The following is an 18,736-nucleotide window of genomic DNA, read 5'->3' as shown; positions in this document are numbered from 1 at the left end:
TCCATTGAATTTGCATACTTAGTATGCGAATTCAGGAGGTGTTTTTTTCATGTGCCACTATTCGGGTTCACTTCAAATGAGTGATGGGCTTTTTTTATATAATCAGTATTATCTTTTCAACTGCTTCAAATGTTTGAGTTGTGTAACAATCATAATGCTAATAACAACGAGTAAAAACCATGAGCTGATTTTACTTAAGTGAACGAGATTCCAAGCTTCCCGTTGGTTTGGATATTGCCATGCACCGAAAAATGTTGCGATGTTTTCTGCAATCCAAATAAAGAATCCGATAAGAAAAAAGGAGAGAACGAGCGGCATTTTATATGTAACGCCTCGTAATGAAAATTCCACAAATGTTCGAAAGAAAACGATGAATAGAAGTAACGTTAAGAACCATCTAAAATCGTATAGAAAATGATGTGTGAAAAAATTGAAGTAAATCATTGCTCCTAGAGGTATTACAAAAATAGCTTTCGGCCAATGATACATTTGTAAATGTAGTCTTCTCCACGCTTGGCATATGTAACTTGCAACACTTGCATACATAAAGCCGCTGTAAAGTGGAACTCCAAAAACCTTTGAATATGCCTCTTCCGGATAACTCCATGAACCGAAATGAACTTTATATATTTCTAGTAAAAGGCCGATGAGGTGGAAGACAGTAATTACTTTTAATTCGTCTTTCGTCTCAAGGCCAGTCTTATACATAACCCACTGCATAAGAAGGCATACGATGAGTATGAAATCGTAGCGGTATAACCCTGGGATCGAAACGATTTTTGAAAGGGCTAGTGTTAAGAAAATAACGACTGGGAATAAGCAGGATAATGCTTGCTCGTAAGTAAAATGTAGTAGTTGTTTTATATAGAACATTATGTCTCCTTTATTTTTTGTTAGAAAACTCAAAATAATGACTAAGTATACTACAATTTAAAAAATAAACCAGTAGTCTATTTTGCATGTATTTGTAAGTTTTACAGGGGAATTGTAATAAGTATTTTAATATGTAACAAAGCAAAAAATAGTTTGCTATTTAAAAAAAGTGGGGATATAATATCTAAATGAAAATGATAATTATTATCAATATTAATTATAAATAAAAAATAATTATAAAAAACAACTGAATATAAAGGATGAAATGAAACATGTTACATAAGTCTACTATACGTGCTGGCAATAACCGCTGGATACATATTAAGTTCATATGTTTCATGAGCTTAACAATTGTATGTTTAATTGGCTCTATATTTTTAGCTGTTGCATTTGGTGCAAAGGATATCCATTTGCAAACCGTATGGACAGCGGTTTTTGATTATAACCCGAAATTAACGCAGCACCAAATTATTTATGAATTAAGGCTCCCCAGGGTAATTGGTGCAGCAATTGTAGGAGCTGCTTTTGCAGTGGCTGGCGCTGTTATGCAAGGAGTAACACGAAATCCTTTAGCGGATGCAGGTGTGCTTGGCATAAATGCAGGTGCGATGTTTGTAGTAGCACTTAGTTTTGCCTTTTTCCCGCATATGCCGTATTCCTATTTAATGATTGTCTCCTTTATTGGAGCGGTCTTAAGTACAGTGCTCATTTTTATTATTGGATCAGCAACATCAGGCGGATTAACACCGATGAGATTAACGATCGCTGGGGCAGTTATGGCTGCGCTTTTACATTCGTTAAGTTCAGGTGTCGCGATTTATTATGACTTAAGTCAAGATTTAGCTTTTTGGTACGCTGGTGGTGTTGCAGGGGTTAAGTGGGAACACTTGAAATTTTTGGTTCCTATTATTCTCATAACCATTGTTTTTGCGACAATTTTAGGGCGGTCTATTTCACTCATATCAATGGGTGATGATGTCGCTACGAATTTAGGAGTAAAAACGAACCGAACGAGAATACTAGGGATGATTATAGTAGTCATTCTTGCAGGTGTATCTGTTTCAGCTGTTGGCTCTATTGGATTTGTAGGACTAGTTATCCCGCATATTGCTAGAAAATTAGTTGGTGTTAATTATCGACTCATTATTCCTATGTCAGCATTTTTAGGAGCCATGTTATTAGTTGTAGCTGACTTAGGGGCAAGAACAGTAAATCCTCCTAAAGAACTTGCAATAGGAATTATGGTGGCTCTTGTTGGAGTTCCGTTCTTCCTCTATATAGCACGTAAAGTTGGGAGGGAGTTGTAAGTGAAGAAGATTTTAAACACAGATAAAACGAGAGCCGTTACTGTAACTACAATATTCGGTTGTATTGGTATCTTAAATACGGGGACACTTAGCATTGCACCGCTCAAAGTAATTCAAACGCTTTTCGGTCATGGTGATTTTGAGAGTGCAACCGTGCTATACGATTATCGTATGCCAAGAATTATAATCACAATGTTAGCTGGTATTGGCCTTGGGATTTCCGGTGCGATTTTGCAAGGGTTATCAAGGAATGCGTTGGCCGATCCTGGTATTCTTGGATTGCATTCAGGTGCATCTTTCGGGCTAATTATATTCGTTACTTTCTTTCACTCTATTAATGAGAATGCATCGATATTAATACCGTTATTTACATTTGGCGGAGGAGTATTAGCTGCATTTCTTATTATTTTACTTGCGAGTGATCGGTCAAAAGGCTTACTTCCCATTAGACTTATTCTCGTTGGTATTGCGGTTTCAGCTGGCTTTAGTGCAATTTCGTTATTTTTCTCTCTCAAGTTAAATGATGAGACATATACATTCGCTTCTAGATGGCTAGTTGGTAACGTGTGGGGGAGGGATTGGATTCATGTCCTAGCATTATTACCTTGGATTTTCATACTAACCCCGTATGCATGGCTAAAATCTAAAACGTTAAATGCATTGTCACTAGGTGATAGTGTAGCAGCAGGACTAGGTGTTTCTGTTCAAAAAGAACGGTTACTACTTTTAGCTACAGCGGTTGGATTATCTTGCGGGAGTGTAGCGATGGCAGGAGGGATTGGTTTTATCGGTTTAGTTGCTCCGCATATCGCAAGGAAGTTAGTAGGTACTACATATCAACACTTCCTTCCTTTAGCTGGCATTATCGGAATGATTATTTTAGTGCTAGCAGATACGATAGGTCGTTCTATATTTGAGCCAAACTCTATTCCAGCTGGTGTAGTAGTGGCAGCTTTAGGAGCGCCGTATTTTCTATATTTACTTACAAAAACAAAATAAATACTTTAAAGAGGAGAACATATGAAAAAAAACTTACTATTTTATTTAGCATCATGTGTATTTTAGTATTAGCAGCATGTGGTCAAACGAAAGCTAATGAAGAGGAAACGAAAAAAACAGAAAAAAGTAATGACCCAAAAATTGCTTCAATGTCTATTCATTTAACAAATGATTTACTTGCATTAGGAATTACACCAGTAGGTTCTGTAATTGGTGGAGATTTAAAAGATTTCTTACCACACGCAAAAGAACAACTGAAAGATACGAAGAAATTGGGTGTTGTAACTGATCCGAATATGGAAGCATTACTTCAATTAAAGCCTACTGACATTTATGTGGATGAAAAATACGCGGGTAAAGATGTAGCGAAATACGAAAAAATTACAAAAACGCATACTTTCAATTTAGATGAAGGTACGTGGAGAGACCATTTAAAACAAGTTGGTAAACTTGTAAACCGTGAGAAAGAAGCGGATCAATATATTCAAGATTACGAAGAGCAATCAAAACGAGTAAAAGGTTTAATAGATAAAGAGCTAGGTAATAACGAAAAAGTAATGGCAATTCGCGTTACTGCAAAAGAATTACGTGTATTTAGTACGAAAAGACCGATGGGACCAATTTTATTCCAAGACTTAGGATTACAACCTGCAAATGGTGTAGAGAAAATCGATGGAAACCGTCCTTTCGAAGTCATTTCACAAGAAGTATTACCTGACTTTGATGCAGATGCTATTTTCGTTGTTGTAAACAGAGACGATAAAGCAAAAGCTGCATTTAAACAACTTCAAGAAACACCAATCTGGAAAGACTTAAAAGCAGTTAAAGGCAAGCACGTATACATTATCAATGACCAACCGTGGCTTGACTATTCTGCTTTAGGAAACAAAATGGCAATGGATGAAGCGGAGAAAATGTTTACGAAATAATATCGATTCGTCGTTAGGAAGATCCTCTAAATTTAGAGGGTCTTTTTTTATTGTTAGAATAAATGAAAAATTATACAATGAATTTAATTTAACGTAGAGGAGATGTGCCAATGTCAGCGCTTATTGTAAGTATCCCGTTTATGAAACAGTTTATGAAACGAGGGGGTAAATAGGCTCGAATAATTATCCCTGTTATTTAATAAAGGGGGAGTTTGAAATGATGATGAATCTTTTTCAAAATAAAACGATTAAATTATCAGCTATTAGAGAAGCTGATACTGCAGTAATGGCAATGTGGCAAGAAGATAGTGAGTATTTAAGAAATGTCGATACAGATGTAGCGTTTCCGCAATCGTTACAAGAAATAGCAAGTGATGGGCTATTAAAGGGACGGAGATCGAATAGTGTATCTTTGATGTTGAGGACAGTTCAAGATGATCGTTTAATTGGTTTTGTTGCAATTCATGGCATAGAGTGGAATAACAGAACAGGGTTATTAGCAATTGGTATAGGAGCTGCAAATGATAGAGGTAAGGGATATGGAAGAGAAGCAATCCATCTTATTTTAAAGTATGCTTTTTATGAATTGAATTTACACCGTGTCGGTCTGGATGTTATTTCTTATAACAAAGCTGCTATTGAGTTGTATAAAAAGATGGGTTTTCAAATGGAAGGCTGTATGAGAGAAGCAGTGCAAAGAGATGGGAAGTGTTTTGATCGCATGATTATGGGGATATTGCGGGATGAATGGATAGAGCTACAAGGTTAGAAAGTATATTCGAAATTATATATGTAGTATGCAGGAGATATAATGAGAATTGGCGAAAATTTACAGTGTACGGATTGAATTTATAAGGAGTCATGCAAAATGAATTTAGAAAAAGCAAAACCAGTAAATGAAGAGGTCGCTGAATTAAAAGAGTTAATTAAAGAATTGCACGGAAGTGTACATCAATTGCAAAGCGAAGTGCAGCAACTAAGGCACGAAAGACCGGTTGTTGAAGTGAGGAAAGGTGTCCAATTATCGCCAGCAATCGTTGGACAAATTGGTGGTATGATTTTAGGTGGTTTAGCAATTATCGGTATATTTTGGTGAACGAAAAAAGGTATGCAGTTTAGCGCTGCATACCTTTTTTCGTTGTCGTTATTTGTCGGTAAGTCGATATTCTCTGTCGAATCGTCGATATACTTAGAAAATCGTTGATATATTTTAAAAATCGTCGATATAATTTCATGCAATCCAACTTTTACATTAAATAACGTAAATATATATAAGCATGTGATAATAGTAATGCAATGATTGTTAACGGCAAACCAATTTTTAAGAAGTCCATATAAGAGAAAGCATGTCCTTCACGTTTAGCAATACCAGCAACGACTACGTTTGCTGATGCTCCGATTAACGTTCCGTTTCCTCCTAAGCAAGCTCCAAGTGATAATGCCCACCATAGTACTTCGATTTGCGGAGAATCAACAGATAGTCCGAGTCCTGTAGCTAAGTCTTGAATAAGTGGTATCATCGTTGCGACAAATGGGATATTGTCAATTGTCGCAGATGCGATACCTGATACCCATAAAATAAGTATCGCAGCGAAACCGATATCGCCATTTGTGACGCCGATTACTTCTTTTGCGAGTGAAGAAATAAGTCCGATATCAATTAAACCACCAACGAGAACGAATAGTCCGGCGAAGAAGAAAATAGTTACCCATTCAACGTGGGTAAATACATCTTCAATATCATGTTCTTTCACACCGATTAACATAAGAAGTGTAGCGCCTGTCATCGCGATAACTGCAGCATCTACATGAATAATCGAATGAAGTACAAATCCTAAAATAGTTAGTCCTAAAATCGAAATGGATTTTAAAAGGAGGCTTTGATCTTTAATATAATCTTTTTCATTTAATGCCATTAGTTTTTCGATTTGTTCAGGTGTTGTTTTTAGTTTGTTACGGTACATGAAGTAAATAATGCCAAGTGTCACAATAGAAATAATAATTACGATTGGAGCTAAGTTAAGTAAAAAGGCGTTAAAGTCTAAATGCTTGTTTGTTGATCCAATCATAATATTAGGTGGATCACCGATTAATGTTGCTGTTCCACCTATATTTGAAAATAGTACTTCTGAAAGTAAATAAGGAATAGGATTAACTTTTAAAATACGTGTAATGGATAATGTAACAGGAACGATTAATAAAACGGTCGTTACGTTGTCCAAAAATGCTGATCCGACAGCGGTTAATAGGGATAGCAGTAATAAAATACGGATTGGTTTTCCGCCAGCTGCCTTCGCTGCTTTAATGGCCACAAATTCAAAGACGCCTGATTGACTCGTAATATGTACGAGAATCATCATCCCAATTAAAAGGGTGATTGTTTCCCATTGAATATGTGATGTGAAAGCGGTATGTAAATCTACAATTCCAAAAATAATCATAATAGCAGCACCGAATAGTGCAATTACAGCACGATTCAATTTCTCAGAAATAATAAATCCGTACGTGACTAAAAATACGGCAATTGCAAAATAATATTGCCAATTTGCTACTTCATGTGCTGATTGTTCCAATCATGTCACCTTCTTTAAAGTATGTATTCAATTGTAAACATGCATCCTTCTGCATAATTTATATTGTAGCAAATTCAAAAAAGAAAGAAAACTATTTAACAAAGTGAAGGAAAAAATGTGTTTTTTACATATGATATAAAAAAATAAAGAAACACAGTGCAAATTATTAGGAAAAGTGAGAGTTGTCCTCTAATATAGAGATAGCAATTTACATTATTTTTGCGTAAAATGGTTTAAAGAGGTGAATTCCGATGGAAATAGTAAAAGATAGTTCTCTTATTCAAAATGAAATTGAACGTTTTGTAAATAAAGATGTATATATTCATTTAGAAACGACGAATGGAGCGTACGCGTCACACTTTAATGAAAAGATGATGACAGTTGGAGCATTCATTCGAAATGCAATTATTCGCTTTGAGCGCGGGAAAATAACTGGAACAAACCCATACCGAGTTGGTCTAAAGATGGATCATGGCTGGGTATATGCAGAAGGTATTACGCACTGGGAAGTAGACGATAAAGAGCGTTTATTACTAGCAGGGCACGATAATCAAGGCCGCTTAGCAGTTGCACTTGAGTTAAGCTTAACGCCATTTAAGTAAGAAGGAGGGAAACTTATGGAGAGACATGTACTTGTTGTATTTCCGCATCCAGATGATGAAGCATTTGCGGCGGGAGGAACAATTCGCTTATTAACAGATCAAGGAGTACCTGTAACGTATGCGTGCGGTACGCTAGGACAAATGGGACGTAACATGGGTAAGAACGTATTTGCTAACCGTGAAACGATTCCGAATATCCGTGAAAAAGAATTAAAAGATGCATGTGAAGCGATGGGAATCAAAGATTTAAGAATGCTTGGTTTCCATGATAAAACGTTAGAATTTGAAGATATTGATTTCGTTGCAGACAAAATTGAAGCGATTATTCAAGAAGTAAATCCATCTCGAATTATTACATTTTATCCAGAGCACGGCGTACATCCAGATCATGATGCATTTGGCCGCGCTGTCGTTCGCGCCGTATCACGTATGTCAAAAGAAGAACGTCCAGTTATTCATGCGGTTGCGATTACGAAAAACCGCGAAACTGTACTAGGTGAGCCGGATGTTGTAAATAATATTAGTGAAGTATTCGAACATAAATTAGCTGCATTAGGTGCGCACCGTTCGCAAACAGAAGCGATGCTAGAAGAAACACACGTGAAAATCAAAAATAAAGATGCAGCAACATTAAAATGGCTGCAACTTGAACAATTTTGGACTTATAAATGGGAGTAGGCTAGAAGGGTATCTTCTAGTAGCTCTTACATAGAAAAAGCACCGTCACTTGTGACGGTGCTTTTTTGTGCTATTAACAACATTAGCATCATCCCTTGTTCAAGATAGGAGAGCTTTAGCTACTTCCTTATTAGAATGAGGATGTTATAAGAAAGTTATTTGCTTTTATCGTTGTTCGAGATTAAAAAGGTGAATAAATATTGGTATATAATATTTTTTTGTTGAAAAAACAATTAATAATTATTATATATCAAATTGAAAGTTAGTAAGAGAGGTGCTTTGTATGAAATATAAAATGAATGTTATGTACTAAAAAGAAATCGATGGAAATTGGGAATGTTATATATTTTAATAGCAAAAAAAGAAAAGGGAGTTAGAGCACGATTCATAAAACAGTAAAGAAAGTTATCTTAATTGCAGGTGGTTTGTATATTACATATTTAGTAGGTGTAGTCATATTAGCGGAATCTATACCATATCCTACATCATCTCAACAACTTAACGAAGCTGAGAAAGTAGTTGAATGCTATGTAGGTGAAAGTAATGGAGTGAAAATGATAAATACATCTAGCAACTTCACGGCTGAGATGTTCGATCGTATAATTCATATTGAAGGAAATTCAAAAGAGAATTCGGAACAAGTACTTCGAATGGATTTAGATCAAGTTTCTAATGAAAGTGAAAAGATAACCGGAAAATCGATAAATAAAATTTGTAAATCAAATAATGGAGGAAAGAAATTTACGTGTGCTGATGCTGAATAGCTAAAGAGAGGGATGTGTAGCGTTGCGTTGATAACTACTATTCAAGTTAAATAGGAAAAAGCCTCGCAGGGGGCGAGGCTTTAAACAGGGTATTAAAATTTATAGATTCATTAAGAATAGCTTCTTTTGAATAAACTAATTTTAGCATGATAACTCATATATATGTGTTACGAATTTATGAACAAAAAATCAATGATAAGAATATAGAAAAGATAATAATTTATTTAGAATCTATGTCATTACATAAAGTTCAAGTGGAGAAGAGAGTATACTTTTTGTATGGTGTAATAAAGATATAGCCCGCCTACAGAAATAGGCAGGCTATTTTTTATAAAGAAAAGACAACTTAAGGCTAGAGCCCTTGTTAAGAAATAGGGTGAAAACAAGATTTTTTAACGAGAGATAAGGTCGTTCAACAGATAAAGATATCGTATTTGAAACACGTGATTATTCGTGGGTTAAGTTATATTTTTGATAAAAAATCTTTAAAAAGCATTACAATTCCTAGAAGAGATAAGACTTCAATCGAAAACCAAAATACACTTTTTTGAGGTTTTTTAAATTCCATTATTATGGAGAAAAATAAAAAGATAGCAATGAGAAAAAAAATTAAGAGACGAAGTATATCAAACATCAATAGCACTCCTAATAGTTAATTTGTTTCACTATATAGTTATTTCCAATATTACAGAACTTAAGAAGCGACTAATTAATATTAAAGCAAAAAGTTCTCAGAATCCATGAATTAAAAATGAAAAAATTTGAGCCACTGAAAACAGGGGGATTATATATTAATTAGTTTAGCGATTGAAAGAGTAATTTTTTAATCTTGTAAATGTCTGGTTAGTTCAACTAAACAATTAGTGGGGGATAGATACCCCTCTTAATGATTAGAATTTCATTTTATTTGTTTTCTTTTTTATATAAAGTCTTAGAACTGGAATTTAGTAATGGTTTATAAGAAACATATATTTTGAATTGTTTAATAGAATAATATATATTTATATAGATTTAATGATTTTAATTTATTAAAAATGGGGAAATCGATATGAAGGTTAAATTTGCTGTAATAAAAGATGAAAACTTTGACTGTAGTTTATTAAAAACAAAATTACTGAAAACTTTTAAAGAAGTAGATTGTGAAGCAGATATTGTAAAGGTTGAGGATGGAATTTTTGAAAACAATGGTATACAAACGCATTTATTAGAAATAACCATTCATGTTACTGGAAAAAATATTGGGTATAGGTCTGTTTCCGCCAGTATATTTATTGTTCTAGAGAGTTTATCAATGGAACTATTTCGTATTACTATTAGTATACATTAAGCAGCTAACAAAGTAGACTCTTCATAAAATCATACTGACTATATTGAGTTAGTAAACATGAAAATGGTGATGAAAACAATAGAAATTATCTTAGGTGCTCTCATATGCTGGAGAGCACCTTGTTTGCTGTTACATAAACAAGGGATTCCTTTTCTATATTTAATTTATCCTAACGCTAATTTAAATATAGAAGAATGGAAACATAATTAGATTGTACAAATAATTTGGTGCGCACATATACGGAATGTATTCACCGGTAAGAGGGTTGTCTCATAATATATATATAGATTTTTCTATTAAGATGAACAGAGGGTGTGAATATATGGAAGATGTTTACGCTAAAATTGACAGTCTCAAGGCGGAGCAAAAAGAAATGATGAGAGACATTCGAAATTTAGAAACGCGTACCACTATTAATGAGAAAGACATAGCAACAATCAATAAGCAATTAGAAAAAATAAGTACAAATACGACTTGGATTTTGCGAATTATTATTAGTGCGATAATAATGTCAGTTTTAGGATTGATATTAAAAGGAATGATTTAAAAGAAAGAGGGGAGCTCCCTCTTTCTTTTAAATAAATAAGAAACTATAAATTTTCCGTTTCCTTTTCATCTGCATACTTATCCTCTAAGGAAATTAATAGAGGGATTGATATAGTTACAAGAATGATTAAAGTGGTGATAAAAGATTTAGAAAGAGAAAAAGAACCTTCAATTAAAGGTAATAAAAACTTGAACGAAAGTATACTTGTTAGTAAGGAAATTACTAACAAGCTAAAAAGTAATATATTTTTATTCTTTATAGATGCCTCTATAAAGTCTTTAATACAGGCTATTACGACAAATATAGTTAATATGATCAGAGAAATAAAATAATGTGTTACATTTGTCATACTAATAGTAGGATCGTCTATGATATAAGCAAGTAACTTAGATACTAACATGCCTCCAAACAATAAAATAATAAAAGCGAGTAATCCTTCCGATATATAAGTGCTGAAATTATCTTTCTTGTTAAAAAGCTTATAGTTCAGAGTAGATTGGGTTATTTGAATTAGGAATAGGCTAATAATCCATACATAATATACAATTGGTAATTCTCCTGAGAATAGAGAGATTAGGAAGTTTAATAGTGTCCTTAAAATTTCAATCATTACGAAAGTCCTCCTGTTTGTAAGCTTGGCGAAATTAGAAATATGCTAGTCTATCGTTTAATAATTAGATCTAATTATTCAAACTATTTCTAATTATTCCATAAAAAGGTTGTTGATTCAAGGTATCTCTTTAATAAATCTGCCAAGGCCGAGTACTAGAAAAAGAAACACAATATGTAATATAATTGAAAAAGTATATTTAAAAATCGATGTTAATATTACCCTCCTATAAGTATTAACATACGTAATTGAGGTGTTTTCTTTGTTGTTTTATGAGCGAATTTCTATCATGGCCCCTCCTGTTCCGTAGCTAAAGAAAGTCTTTTTATTTCTGAGATTTTCAAAGTTATAGGAGGGTATGAAAAATGAAAAAAGTCTCAGTACCATCACTGTTGTTAATGATTATACTTGTCGCATTTCCGCAAATTAGTGAAACGATTTACACACCGTCTTTACCGGACATTTCAAAGGCGTTACATGTAAGTAATAATGAGGTACAGTTAACACTTAGTATGTATTTTGCTGGATTTGCTTTAGGTGTATTTTTTATTGGATGGTTATCAGATATAATTGGCCGTCGCCCGGCAATGTTACTTGGAATTGTCGTATATGGCGTTGGGAGTTTCTTATGCTTTATTACAAATTCCATTGAAGTTTTATTAGTAAGTCGTTTTATTCAAGCGTTTGGAGCAAGTGCAGGATCAGTTGTGACACAAACGATTCTACGTGAAAGTGTAGAGGGGCATAAGCGCCACGTTATGTTTGCTCAAATTTCGGCAGTTATTGCTTTTACACCAGCGATAGGACCGTTAATTGGTGGCTTTCTTGATCAAATGTTTCGATTTAAAATAGTATTTTTAAGTTTAGTAGTTATGAGTATCGGTATTTTTCTGTATACATTTGTTTCTCTTCCAGAAACAAAAACGGACTCGGTAACGAATAAAATAAATGTGTTTGCAGTTTTAAAGAAGTTAATTACAAATCCGAAAGTAGTAACGTATGGGCTATTAATTGGAGGAGCAAATGGTGTTTTATTTAGCTATTATGCAGAAGCACCGTTTATCTTTATTGAATACTTTCAATTATCGCCTAGTATGTATGGATTTTTAGGAATTGTTGTAGCGTCTGCTTCTATTGTTGGAGCGAAAGTTTCGAAACGTTTACTTGCTACTTATAAACCAGAGAAAATTATATATATCGGTTGTCTCGTAATGACAGGAGGAGCTATCCTTTTATCTGTTATTACGTTTGTTGGACCAAATCCGAATGCAATATATATGGTTGTATTTTTAGTAGCGATGTTTATATTGCTATTAGGAATCGGAGTAGCGCTACCTAACTGTTTAAGTTTAGCATTAGTAGATTTTCAAGATGTTATTGGTACAGCAGGTGCATTGTTTAGCTTAGGGTACTATGTAATTGTAACGATGACAATTTGGGGAATGAGTCAGCTGCATACGGGCTCGTTACTAGTGATGCCACTTTATTTTCTAGCTATAGTCGTTATCATGACAGTGTTTACTAAAGTGTTTATTTTAGGTAAACAAACTTCAAAAACGATTTAAATATGTAATGGTAAAAGGGTCTCATTAAAAATGAGACTCTTTTATATTTTATCCCGCTGTTTTGAAGCAGTAAGATTCCTGCCTCAAAATTAGATTAAAAAAGTTAGTAGTTTATTAATATATTAAATTTCTGGTTGGTATATGAATTGGACGCGTGGGAAATTACGTTATCAACTATAACGATTGAAGTACATGAGATGTGAAACCGAGGAAAAAATGCTCTCCTCGGTTATTTATATTGTAATAATATACATACCGGAATCATATTGAATAGATGTATTTTATTGTTAATTCAGTTAAAATTTAAACGTAATCATGCATATTAATTTATTGAAAAAATAATTGAATTTTTCAGATTAATGAATTAATATAAGGTAAGTAATTTTAAGATTTATAGAATATTGGAAGATGAAAGGTTTTGAGAATTTTATTAGGAGCACAAAACGATTTTAGGATAGCTTTAAAGCTAGTGTAAAATGACGTTTGCTTCATCATTTTCAGGGCCGAAAGGAATTAGGGGAAAGCATCTTGTTTTAAAATGCGGCTATGAATCATCTAAGAGGGGGAAGTGAAGTGGCAAACAAAGAATTGAAAAGAGGTTTAGAAGCACGTCATATTCAAATGATTGCTTTAGGCGGAACAATTGGTGTTGGTTTGTTTATGGGTTCAGCCAGCACGATTAAATGGACAGGTCCGTCAGTTATGCTTGCGTATGCAATTGCAGGTATTTTTATCTTCTTCATCATGCGTGCCATGGGAGAAATGTTGTATATGGAGCCAAGTACAGGATCATTTGCAACGTTCGGTCATAAGTATATTCACCCGTTAGCTGGTTATATGACAGCGTGGAGTAACTGGTTCCAGTGGGTTATCGTTGGGATGTCAGAGATTATCGCGGTTGGAGCGTATATGCAATATTGGTTCCCAGATTTACCAGCTTGGATACCAGGTGTAATCGCAATGGTTATTCTTGGCGCAGCTAACTTAATTTCTGTTAAGTCATTTGGTGAATTTGAATTTTGGTTTGCGATGATTAAAATTGTTACAATTCTATTAATGATTATTGCGGGATTTGGACTTATTTTCTTTGGAATTGGTAACGGCGGAGAAGCGATTGGTATATCGAATCTTTGGTCAAATGGCGGTTTCTTTACAGGTGGTTTTTCTGGATTCTTCTTTGCATTATCACTTGTAGTTGGAGCGTATCAAGGTGTGGAATTAATCGGTATTACTGCTGGTGAAGCGAAGGATCCGAAGAAGACACTTACAAGAGCGATTCAAAGTACAATTTGGCGTATTTTAATTTTCTACATCGGTGCGATTTTCGTTATTGTAACTGTGTATCCGTGGGATCAATTAAGTACAATTGGAAGTCCATTCGTAGCAACTTTTGCGAAAGTTGGTATTACGGCTGCTGCGGGATTAATTAACTTTGTTGTTATTACAGCAGCAATGTCTGGTTGTAATAGTGGTATTTATAGTGCTGGTCGTATGCTATATACGTTAGGTGTAAATGGACAAGCACCGAAATATTTCACGAAACTTTCTGGAAATGGTGTACCTTTATTCGGTACAGTTGGCGTAATTATCGGTTTAGCGGTCGGTGTAGTTCTAAGTTATATTGCACCAAAAAACTTATTCGTATATGTATATAGTGCGAGTGTACTTCCTGGTATGGTACCATGGTTTGTCATTTTAATTAGCCAAATTAATTTTAGAAAAGAAAAGGGAGCAGAGATGAAAGATCATCCGTTCAAAATGCCGTTTGCTCCTGTTACAAACTATTTAACAATTGCCTTTTTAATTATGGTATTAATCGGAATGTGGTTTAACGATGATACGCGCATTTCACTAGTTGTAGGTATTATTTTCTTAGCTATCGTTACAATTAGTTTCTATGCTTTCGGAATAGGGAAGCGAACTCCGTTAGACGTTCAAAATGATCAAGAGATTTCAAGTAAATAAAGATAGTAAAAAGTCCGATTTCTTATTTGGAAATCGGACTTTTTGTTATTAAAACTTTTCTAAAACGATCTTCCCAATTGTACTTCCGCTTTCAAGCAGGGCATGTGCTTTTTTTACATTTTGAGCGTTAATTGGTGTGAATGTTTCATTTAAAGTAGTCTTTAAAATGCCTTCATCTAGTAGTTCGCTTACTTTATTTAATAGTTCGTGTTGCGTAATCATGTCTCCAGTTTCATACATCGCTTTTGTAAACATAAATTCCCAAACGAGTGTAGCACTTTTACTTTTTAAAATACCCATTTCAAGAGGGTGCTCATTTTCTACGATAGAGCAAATTTTTCCTTGTGGTTTAATGAGGTCACATATTGCTTGCCAATGTTGATCTGTATTGTTTAAACAGAAAATATAATCTACATCTTTTAGCCCAAACTCTAATATTTGTTCTTGTAAAGGTTGGTGATGGTTAATGATATAATCGGCACCGAATTTTTCAACCCAGTGTATCGTTTCATTGCGGGATGCAGTTGTGATAACATTTAGTCCGGCCCATTTTGCAAGTTGAATGGCAATTGAACCTACACCACCAGCACCGCCTATAATTAAAATGTTTTTAAAGGAGTTCGTATCTTTCTTATTATAATCAATACCTAAACGTTCGAATAAACCTTCCCAAGCTGTAATAGCTGTTAACGGAAGTGCTGCAGATTCAGCATCACTTAACGTTCTTGGTTTTTTACCAACAATTCTTTCATCAACGAGGTGATATTCACTATAGGTACCTTGTCTCGTAATACTTCCAGCGTAAAACACTTCGTCGCCTTCTTTAAATAACGTACAACTTTCGCCAGTTTGTACAACAACACCACTCGCATCCCAGCCAAGTATTTTCGCTACTTCTTCTTTTTTATCTTTCGGAGATCGAACTTTTGTATCAACTGGATTAACGGAAATAGCGTTAATTTTAACGAGTATATCTCTCCCTGTAGCAACAGGTTTTTCAACTTCCATATCAATTAAACTGTTTTCTTCTTCAATAGGTAAGTATTCATGTAAACCAATTGCTTTCATTTGTATTCCCTCCATTAAAGTAAGAGTCATTTACTCTTTTATTATAGTAGGTGGAGTGTCATTATGTAAAAAAGTTAAGTCTCTTCTATTTTGTAAAAGGCCTGTTTCAGCATCATGTAGTACCGTGTAACTGGAGAGGATCCGCCATCGTTTTGATTTTATAGGCGTTGGATGAAAGTTATACTTATTTTTCCAGTGTACCTTGCAATGAACAATACCGAGTGTTATATTATACTTGTGGTTACTTATTATAAAACAGTACTGAACAATAAATAGTAGTGAACATCAATTAGAATAGGGTGAATGAATATTGAATGTACAATTTAAAAAAGGAGTTTTAGAACTTTGTGTTCTTGTCTTACTTGATAAGCAAGACCGTTATGGGTATGAATTAGTTCGAAGTATTTCCAATCGAATTGAAATATCAGAAGGGTCTGTTTACCCTCTACTGCGTAGATTAACTAAAGAAGAATATTTTACAACGTATTTACAGGAGTCTTCAGAAGGTCCTTCAAGGAAGTATTATACGCTGACGGATAAAGGTAGAACGTATTTGTACCAACTTTTGAGGGAATGGAATGAGTTCTCACAAGGTGTCAATCAATTAATAAAAGAAGGTGTAAGTAATGACGAAAAATGAATTTTTACAACAATTAAATGCATCTCTAAAAAGATTATCTGAAAAAGAGCGTGCAGATATTTTAAAAGATTATGAAGAACATTTTACTTTCGGATTAGAGGAAGGGAAAAGGGAAGAAGAAATTGTAGCTTCATTAGGTTCTCCAGCTCAAATCGCCAAAGAGTTATTAGCAGATTATCATATTGAGAAAGTAACAACAAGTGCAACAACAGGAAATGTTTTTCGTGCAATTTGGGCAGTAATTGGATTAGGTTTTTTCAATTTGTTAATCGTACTTGCACCTGCAATTACATTAGCGGCATTGATTTTTTCAGGTTGGGTTCTAGGTATCTCATTTTTAGGTGCACCATTACTTGTTTTAGTTGATACGATTATACATCCAAATACATTCTTGTTATTTAATCTTTTCGTTTCTTTAGCACTTTGTGGACTTGGATATTTCATTGTTATTGCTATGTTATTTTTAACGAAGTTAGCAACGAAAGGATTTGTTCGTTATTTAAAGTTCAATATAGCACTAGTAAAAGGTGGTTTGAAGCATGATAAATAAGAAGAGTTTCTCAATCATTGCAGGTATTATTTTCATTATTGGTATTATCGGAAGTTTATTCACTTATCGTTCAATTGCTGGGGTACCAATTTCAGAAAAAAAGGTCATTAATAATAATGTGTCAAGCGTCATTATCGATACGAATAATGTTCGTGTTAACATCAACCCTACAACAGGTAGTAACGTGAAAGTAAAATTAGATGGTGAGGTTAATCCAAACGTAAAAAGAACATTAGCTACGGATGAGAAAGATTCAACGCTTCTTATTTCTTATAAAGAAAAACAACAGAGTTGGTTCAACTTTAATATTTCGGAAGTGTTGGCACCATTAACATTAAATGTGTATCTACCTGAAAAACAATATGAATCATTAAAAGTTTCCAATAATAATGGCTATGTTTTTGCTAAAAAACTAAACGCAACAAATTTTAATATCAATACAAGCAATGGACGTGTTGAATTAAGAGAAATCAATTCGCCAAAAATTATCGCGGAAACAAACAATGGAATTATGGATTTCAAAGATGTATTGGCACAAAATATTCATGTGAAATCGAACAACGGACGAATAATGCTAGACCATGTTGAAGGTGAAATAGAGGGGCAAACTAAAAATGGAAGTCTTACTCTGAAAACAAATGAACTGGATCGAAATCTCAATTTTACGACTCACAATGGAAAAATTAATATTGAAACGGAAAAAGAACCAACTAATGTTCAATTTAATGTTGCTGTTGATAATGGTAGAGCGAATATCCTTGATAAATATAATGGAAATACCGTTATTGGAAAAGGAGAAAATATAATTAAATTAAATACACATAACGGAAATATTACAGTGGAAAAACAATAGCATATCTGCCAAATTTAAACTGCAAAATTATTGAAGGTGATTATGAAGTGGTACCTGGTGTTCGGTTATTGTATACACCAGGACATTCTCCAGGACATCAGTCATTATTAATTGAGACGGAAAAAAACGGTCCTGTACTATTAACGATTGATGCATCTTATACGAAAGAGAATTTTGAAGGTGAAGTGCCGTTTGCGGGATTTGATTCGGAATTAGCTTTATCTTCAATTAAACGTTTAAAAGAAATTGTGACAAAAGAGAAACCAATTATTTTCTTTGGACATGATATAGAACAGGAAAAGGGTTGTAAAGTGTTTCCTGAATATGTATAGTGCAAAAAGTCATGAGCTCACGTGCTCATGACTTTTTCGTTTAAATAATTTTTTTTAATAAGTTATAAACTTTTTTGGAACTATCTTCATTTAGTTGATAGTACGTTAGGTTTACATCATCAGGAGTATCTTGCTGAGCAATTATCACTTCGTTATTGTGATGATCAACTACCCATATGAAATACTTTTTATAAGTTCCATCTTCGAAAGTAATCCACATATCACAATCTATTAAATCTGATCCTTCTTCATCTAATGTTAATTTTCCTTTTTTTGCGGTATCCATACTATTAATAAACGTTTTTAATTCATCTGTTTTTGTGAGGAAGAGATCCTTTTTTGTTTTAATGGATTCGACATGTATATCTTTTATTTCCTGTTTTCCTAAAAAGACAGGGGGCTCATTTGGATCCCTTTGAGTGTAAATAATAGTAGCTTTTTTCTTGGGCTTATTTGCTGTATAGAGATCTTGAATAGATTTTCCAGAGTTTATAAACCATATGATCCCACAAATAATCAATGTGCTACAAAGCAGTAAAATAATTTTCTTAATA

General features: G+C 33.9%; 20 protein-coding genes and 1 pseudogene. 16 read left to right on the top strand and 5 right to left on the bottom strand.

Annotation, left to right across the window (positions count from 1 at the left end):
* Window positions 1–108 precede the first annotated feature (108 nt).
* Complete coding sequence (locus tag PDQ33_RS13450; RefSeq protein WP_012644513.1) at window positions 109–873, bottom strand: DUF817 domain-containing protein; 765 nt, start codon at window positions 871–873, stop codon at window positions 109–111.
* 272 nt (window positions 874–1,145) lie between these two features.
* Between PDQ33_RS13450 and PDQ33_RS13445 the strand changes: the two genes are divergently transcribed.
* The 5 genes from PDQ33_RS13445 to PDQ33_RS13425 all read left to right on the top strand — a co-directional run bounded on the left by PDQ33_RS13445 (window position 1,146) and on the right by PDQ33_RS13425 (window position 5,204).
* Entirely contained in the window at window positions 1,146–2,180 is a 1,035-nt protein-coding gene (locus PDQ33_RS13445; protein ID WP_000902711.1) for a FecCD family ABC transporter permease, read from the top strand.
* Window positions 2,181–3,179, top strand: a complete 999-nt coding sequence (locus PDQ33_RS13440; RefSeq protein ID WP_270755893.1) for a FecCD family ABC transporter permease — start codon at window positions 2,181–2,183, stop codon at window positions 3,177–3,179.
* 53 nt (window positions 3,180–3,232) lie between these two features.
* Entirely contained in the window at window positions 3,233–4,108 is an 876-nt protein-coding gene (locus PDQ33_RS13435; protein WP_270755892.1) for an iron-hydroxamate ABC transporter substrate-binding protein, read from the top strand.
* 217 nt (window positions 4,109–4,325) lie between these two features.
* Complete coding sequence (locus tag PDQ33_RS13430; RefSeq protein WP_061130371.1) at window positions 4,326–4,877, top strand: GNAT family N-acetyltransferase; 552 nt, start codon at window positions 4,326–4,328, stop codon at window positions 4,875–4,877.
* A gap of 99 nt (window positions 4,878–4,976) precedes the next feature.
* Entirely contained in the window at window positions 4,977–5,204 is a 228-nt protein-coding gene (locus tag PDQ33_RS13425; protein WP_001047302.1) for a hypothetical protein, read from the top strand.
* A 151-nt stretch (window positions 5,205–5,355) separates the two neighbouring features.
* Here PDQ33_RS13425 and PDQ33_RS13420 read toward each other — a convergent pair whose 3' ends face one another.
* Window positions 5,356–6,681, bottom strand: a complete 1,326-nt coding sequence (locus tag PDQ33_RS13420) for an ArsB/NhaD family transporter (RefSeq protein WP_270755891.1) — start codon at window positions 6,679–6,681, stop codon at window positions 5,356–5,358.
* Window positions 6,682–6,932: 251 nt separating this feature from the next.
* Here PDQ33_RS13420 and PDQ33_RS13415 point away from each other — a divergent pair, with 251 nt between their 5' ends.
* The 5 genes from PDQ33_RS13415 (at window position 6,933) to PDQ33_RS13395 (ending at window position 10,599) form a co-directional block, all read left to right on the top strand.
* Window positions 6,933–7,283 carry a YojF family protein gene (locus PDQ33_RS13415; protein WP_000407039.1) on the top strand — a complete coding sequence of 117 codons (351 nt, stop codon included), beginning with the start codon at window positions 6,933–6,935 and terminating at the stop codon, window positions 7,281–7,283.
* Window positions 7,284–7,298: 15 nt separating this feature from the next.
* Window positions 7,299–7,961 (top strand): bacillithiol biosynthesis deacetylase BshB2, encoded by a 663-nt coding sequence (gene bshB2, locus PDQ33_RS13410; protein ID WP_270755890.1) that lies wholly within the window; start codon window positions 7,299–7,301, stop codon window positions 7,959–7,961.
* Window positions 7,962–8,344: 383 nt separating this feature from the next.
* A complete protein-coding gene (locus PDQ33_RS13405) occupies window positions 8,345–8,725 on the top strand; it encodes a hypothetical protein (protein ID WP_061130368.1) in 381 nt (126 codons plus the stop codon).
* A gap of 1,048 nt (window positions 8,726–9,773) precedes the next feature.
* Window positions 9,774–10,052, top strand: a complete 279-nt coding sequence (locus tag PDQ33_RS13400) for a hypothetical protein (RefSeq protein WP_061130367.1) — start codon at window positions 9,774–9,776, stop codon at window positions 10,050–10,052.
* 322 nt (window positions 10,053–10,374) lie between these two features.
* Window positions 10,375–10,599: a hemolysin XhlA family protein gene (locus PDQ33_RS13395; protein WP_000390469.1), complete on the top strand. Its 225-nt coding sequence runs from the start codon at window positions 10,375–10,377 to the stop codon at window positions 10,597–10,599.
* A 43-nt stretch (window positions 10,600–10,642) separates the two neighbouring features.
* Here PDQ33_RS13395 and PDQ33_RS13390 read toward each other — a convergent pair whose 3' ends face one another.
* Complete coding sequence (locus PDQ33_RS13390; RefSeq protein ID WP_061130366.1) at window positions 10,643–11,209, bottom strand: DUF5823 family protein; 567 nt, start codon at window positions 11,207–11,209, stop codon at window positions 10,643–10,645.
* Window positions 11,210–11,574: 365 nt separating this feature from the next.
* Here PDQ33_RS13390 and PDQ33_RS13385 point away from each other — a divergent pair, with 365 nt between their 5' ends.
* Complete coding sequence (locus tag PDQ33_RS13385) at window positions 11,575–12,774, top strand: multidrug effflux MFS transporter (RefSeq protein WP_270755889.1); 1,200 nt, start codon at window positions 11,575–11,577, stop codon at window positions 12,772–12,774.
* Between the two features lie 573 nt (window positions 12,775–13,347).
* The gene (locus PDQ33_RS13380; RefSeq protein ID WP_001284419.1) at window positions 13,348–14,739 is read left to right on the top strand and encodes an amino acid permease; all 1,392 of its coding nucleotides are present in this window, start codon (window positions 13,348–13,350) and stop codon (window positions 14,737–14,739) included.
* A 48-nt stretch (window positions 14,740–14,787) separates the two neighbouring features.
* On the opposite strand, the gene PDQ33_RS13375 is transcribed toward PDQ33_RS13380, so the two are convergent.
* Window positions 14,788–15,807 (bottom strand): zinc-binding alcohol dehydrogenase family protein, encoded by a 1,020-nt coding sequence (locus tag PDQ33_RS13375; protein ID WP_000643770.1) that lies wholly within the window; start codon window positions 15,805–15,807, stop codon window positions 14,788–14,790.
* Window positions 15,808–16,117: 310 nt separating this feature from the next.
* Here PDQ33_RS13375 and PDQ33_RS13370 point away from each other — a divergent pair, with 310 nt between their 5' ends.
* The 4 genes and pseudogenes from PDQ33_RS13370 to PDQ33_RS29065 all read left to right on the top strand — a co-directional run.
* Window positions 16,118–16,447 (top strand): PadR family transcriptional regulator, encoded by a 330-nt coding sequence (locus PDQ33_RS13370; protein WP_001102641.1) that lies wholly within the window; start codon window positions 16,118–16,120, stop codon window positions 16,445–16,447.
* A complete protein-coding gene (locus tag PDQ33_RS13365; protein WP_000164531.1) occupies window positions 16,434–16,997 on the top strand; it encodes an HAAS signaling domain-containing protein in 564 nt (187 codons plus the stop codon). The genes PDQ33_RS13370 and PDQ33_RS13365 overlap by 14 nt, the downstream gene beginning before the upstream one ends.
* Entirely contained in the window at window positions 16,987–17,850 is an 864-nt protein-coding gene (locus PDQ33_RS13360; protein ID WP_333563395.1) for a DUF4097 family beta strand repeat-containing protein, read from the top strand. The genes PDQ33_RS13365 and PDQ33_RS13360 overlap by 11 nt, the downstream gene beginning before the upstream one ends.
* A 5-nt stretch (window positions 17,851–17,855) precedes the next feature.
* Window positions 17,856–18,182 (top strand): annotated as a pseudogene (locus PDQ33_RS29065) (MBL fold metallo-hydrolase); the annotation flags it as partial.
* Window positions 18,183–18,222: 40 nt separating this feature from the next.
* Here the strand turns inward: PDQ33_RS29065 and PDQ33_RS13355 are convergent.
* Window positions 18,223–18,717 carry a hypothetical protein gene (locus PDQ33_RS13355; protein ID WP_061130362.1) on the bottom strand — a complete coding sequence of 165 codons (495 nt, stop codon included), beginning with the start codon at window positions 18,715–18,717 and terminating at the stop codon, window positions 18,223–18,225.
* Window positions 18,718–18,736 lie beyond the last annotated feature (19 nt).

Origin of the sequence: Bacillus cereus group sp. Bc031 (assembly GCF_027716265.1) — a bacterium.
GTDB classification, from domain to species: domain Bacteria; phylum Bacillota; class Bacilli; order Bacillales; family Bacillaceae_G; genus Bacillus_A; species Bacillus_A paranthracis.
Note: the sequence above shows the minus strand (reverse complement) of the source record. Positions and strands in the feature narration are given on the sequence as shown.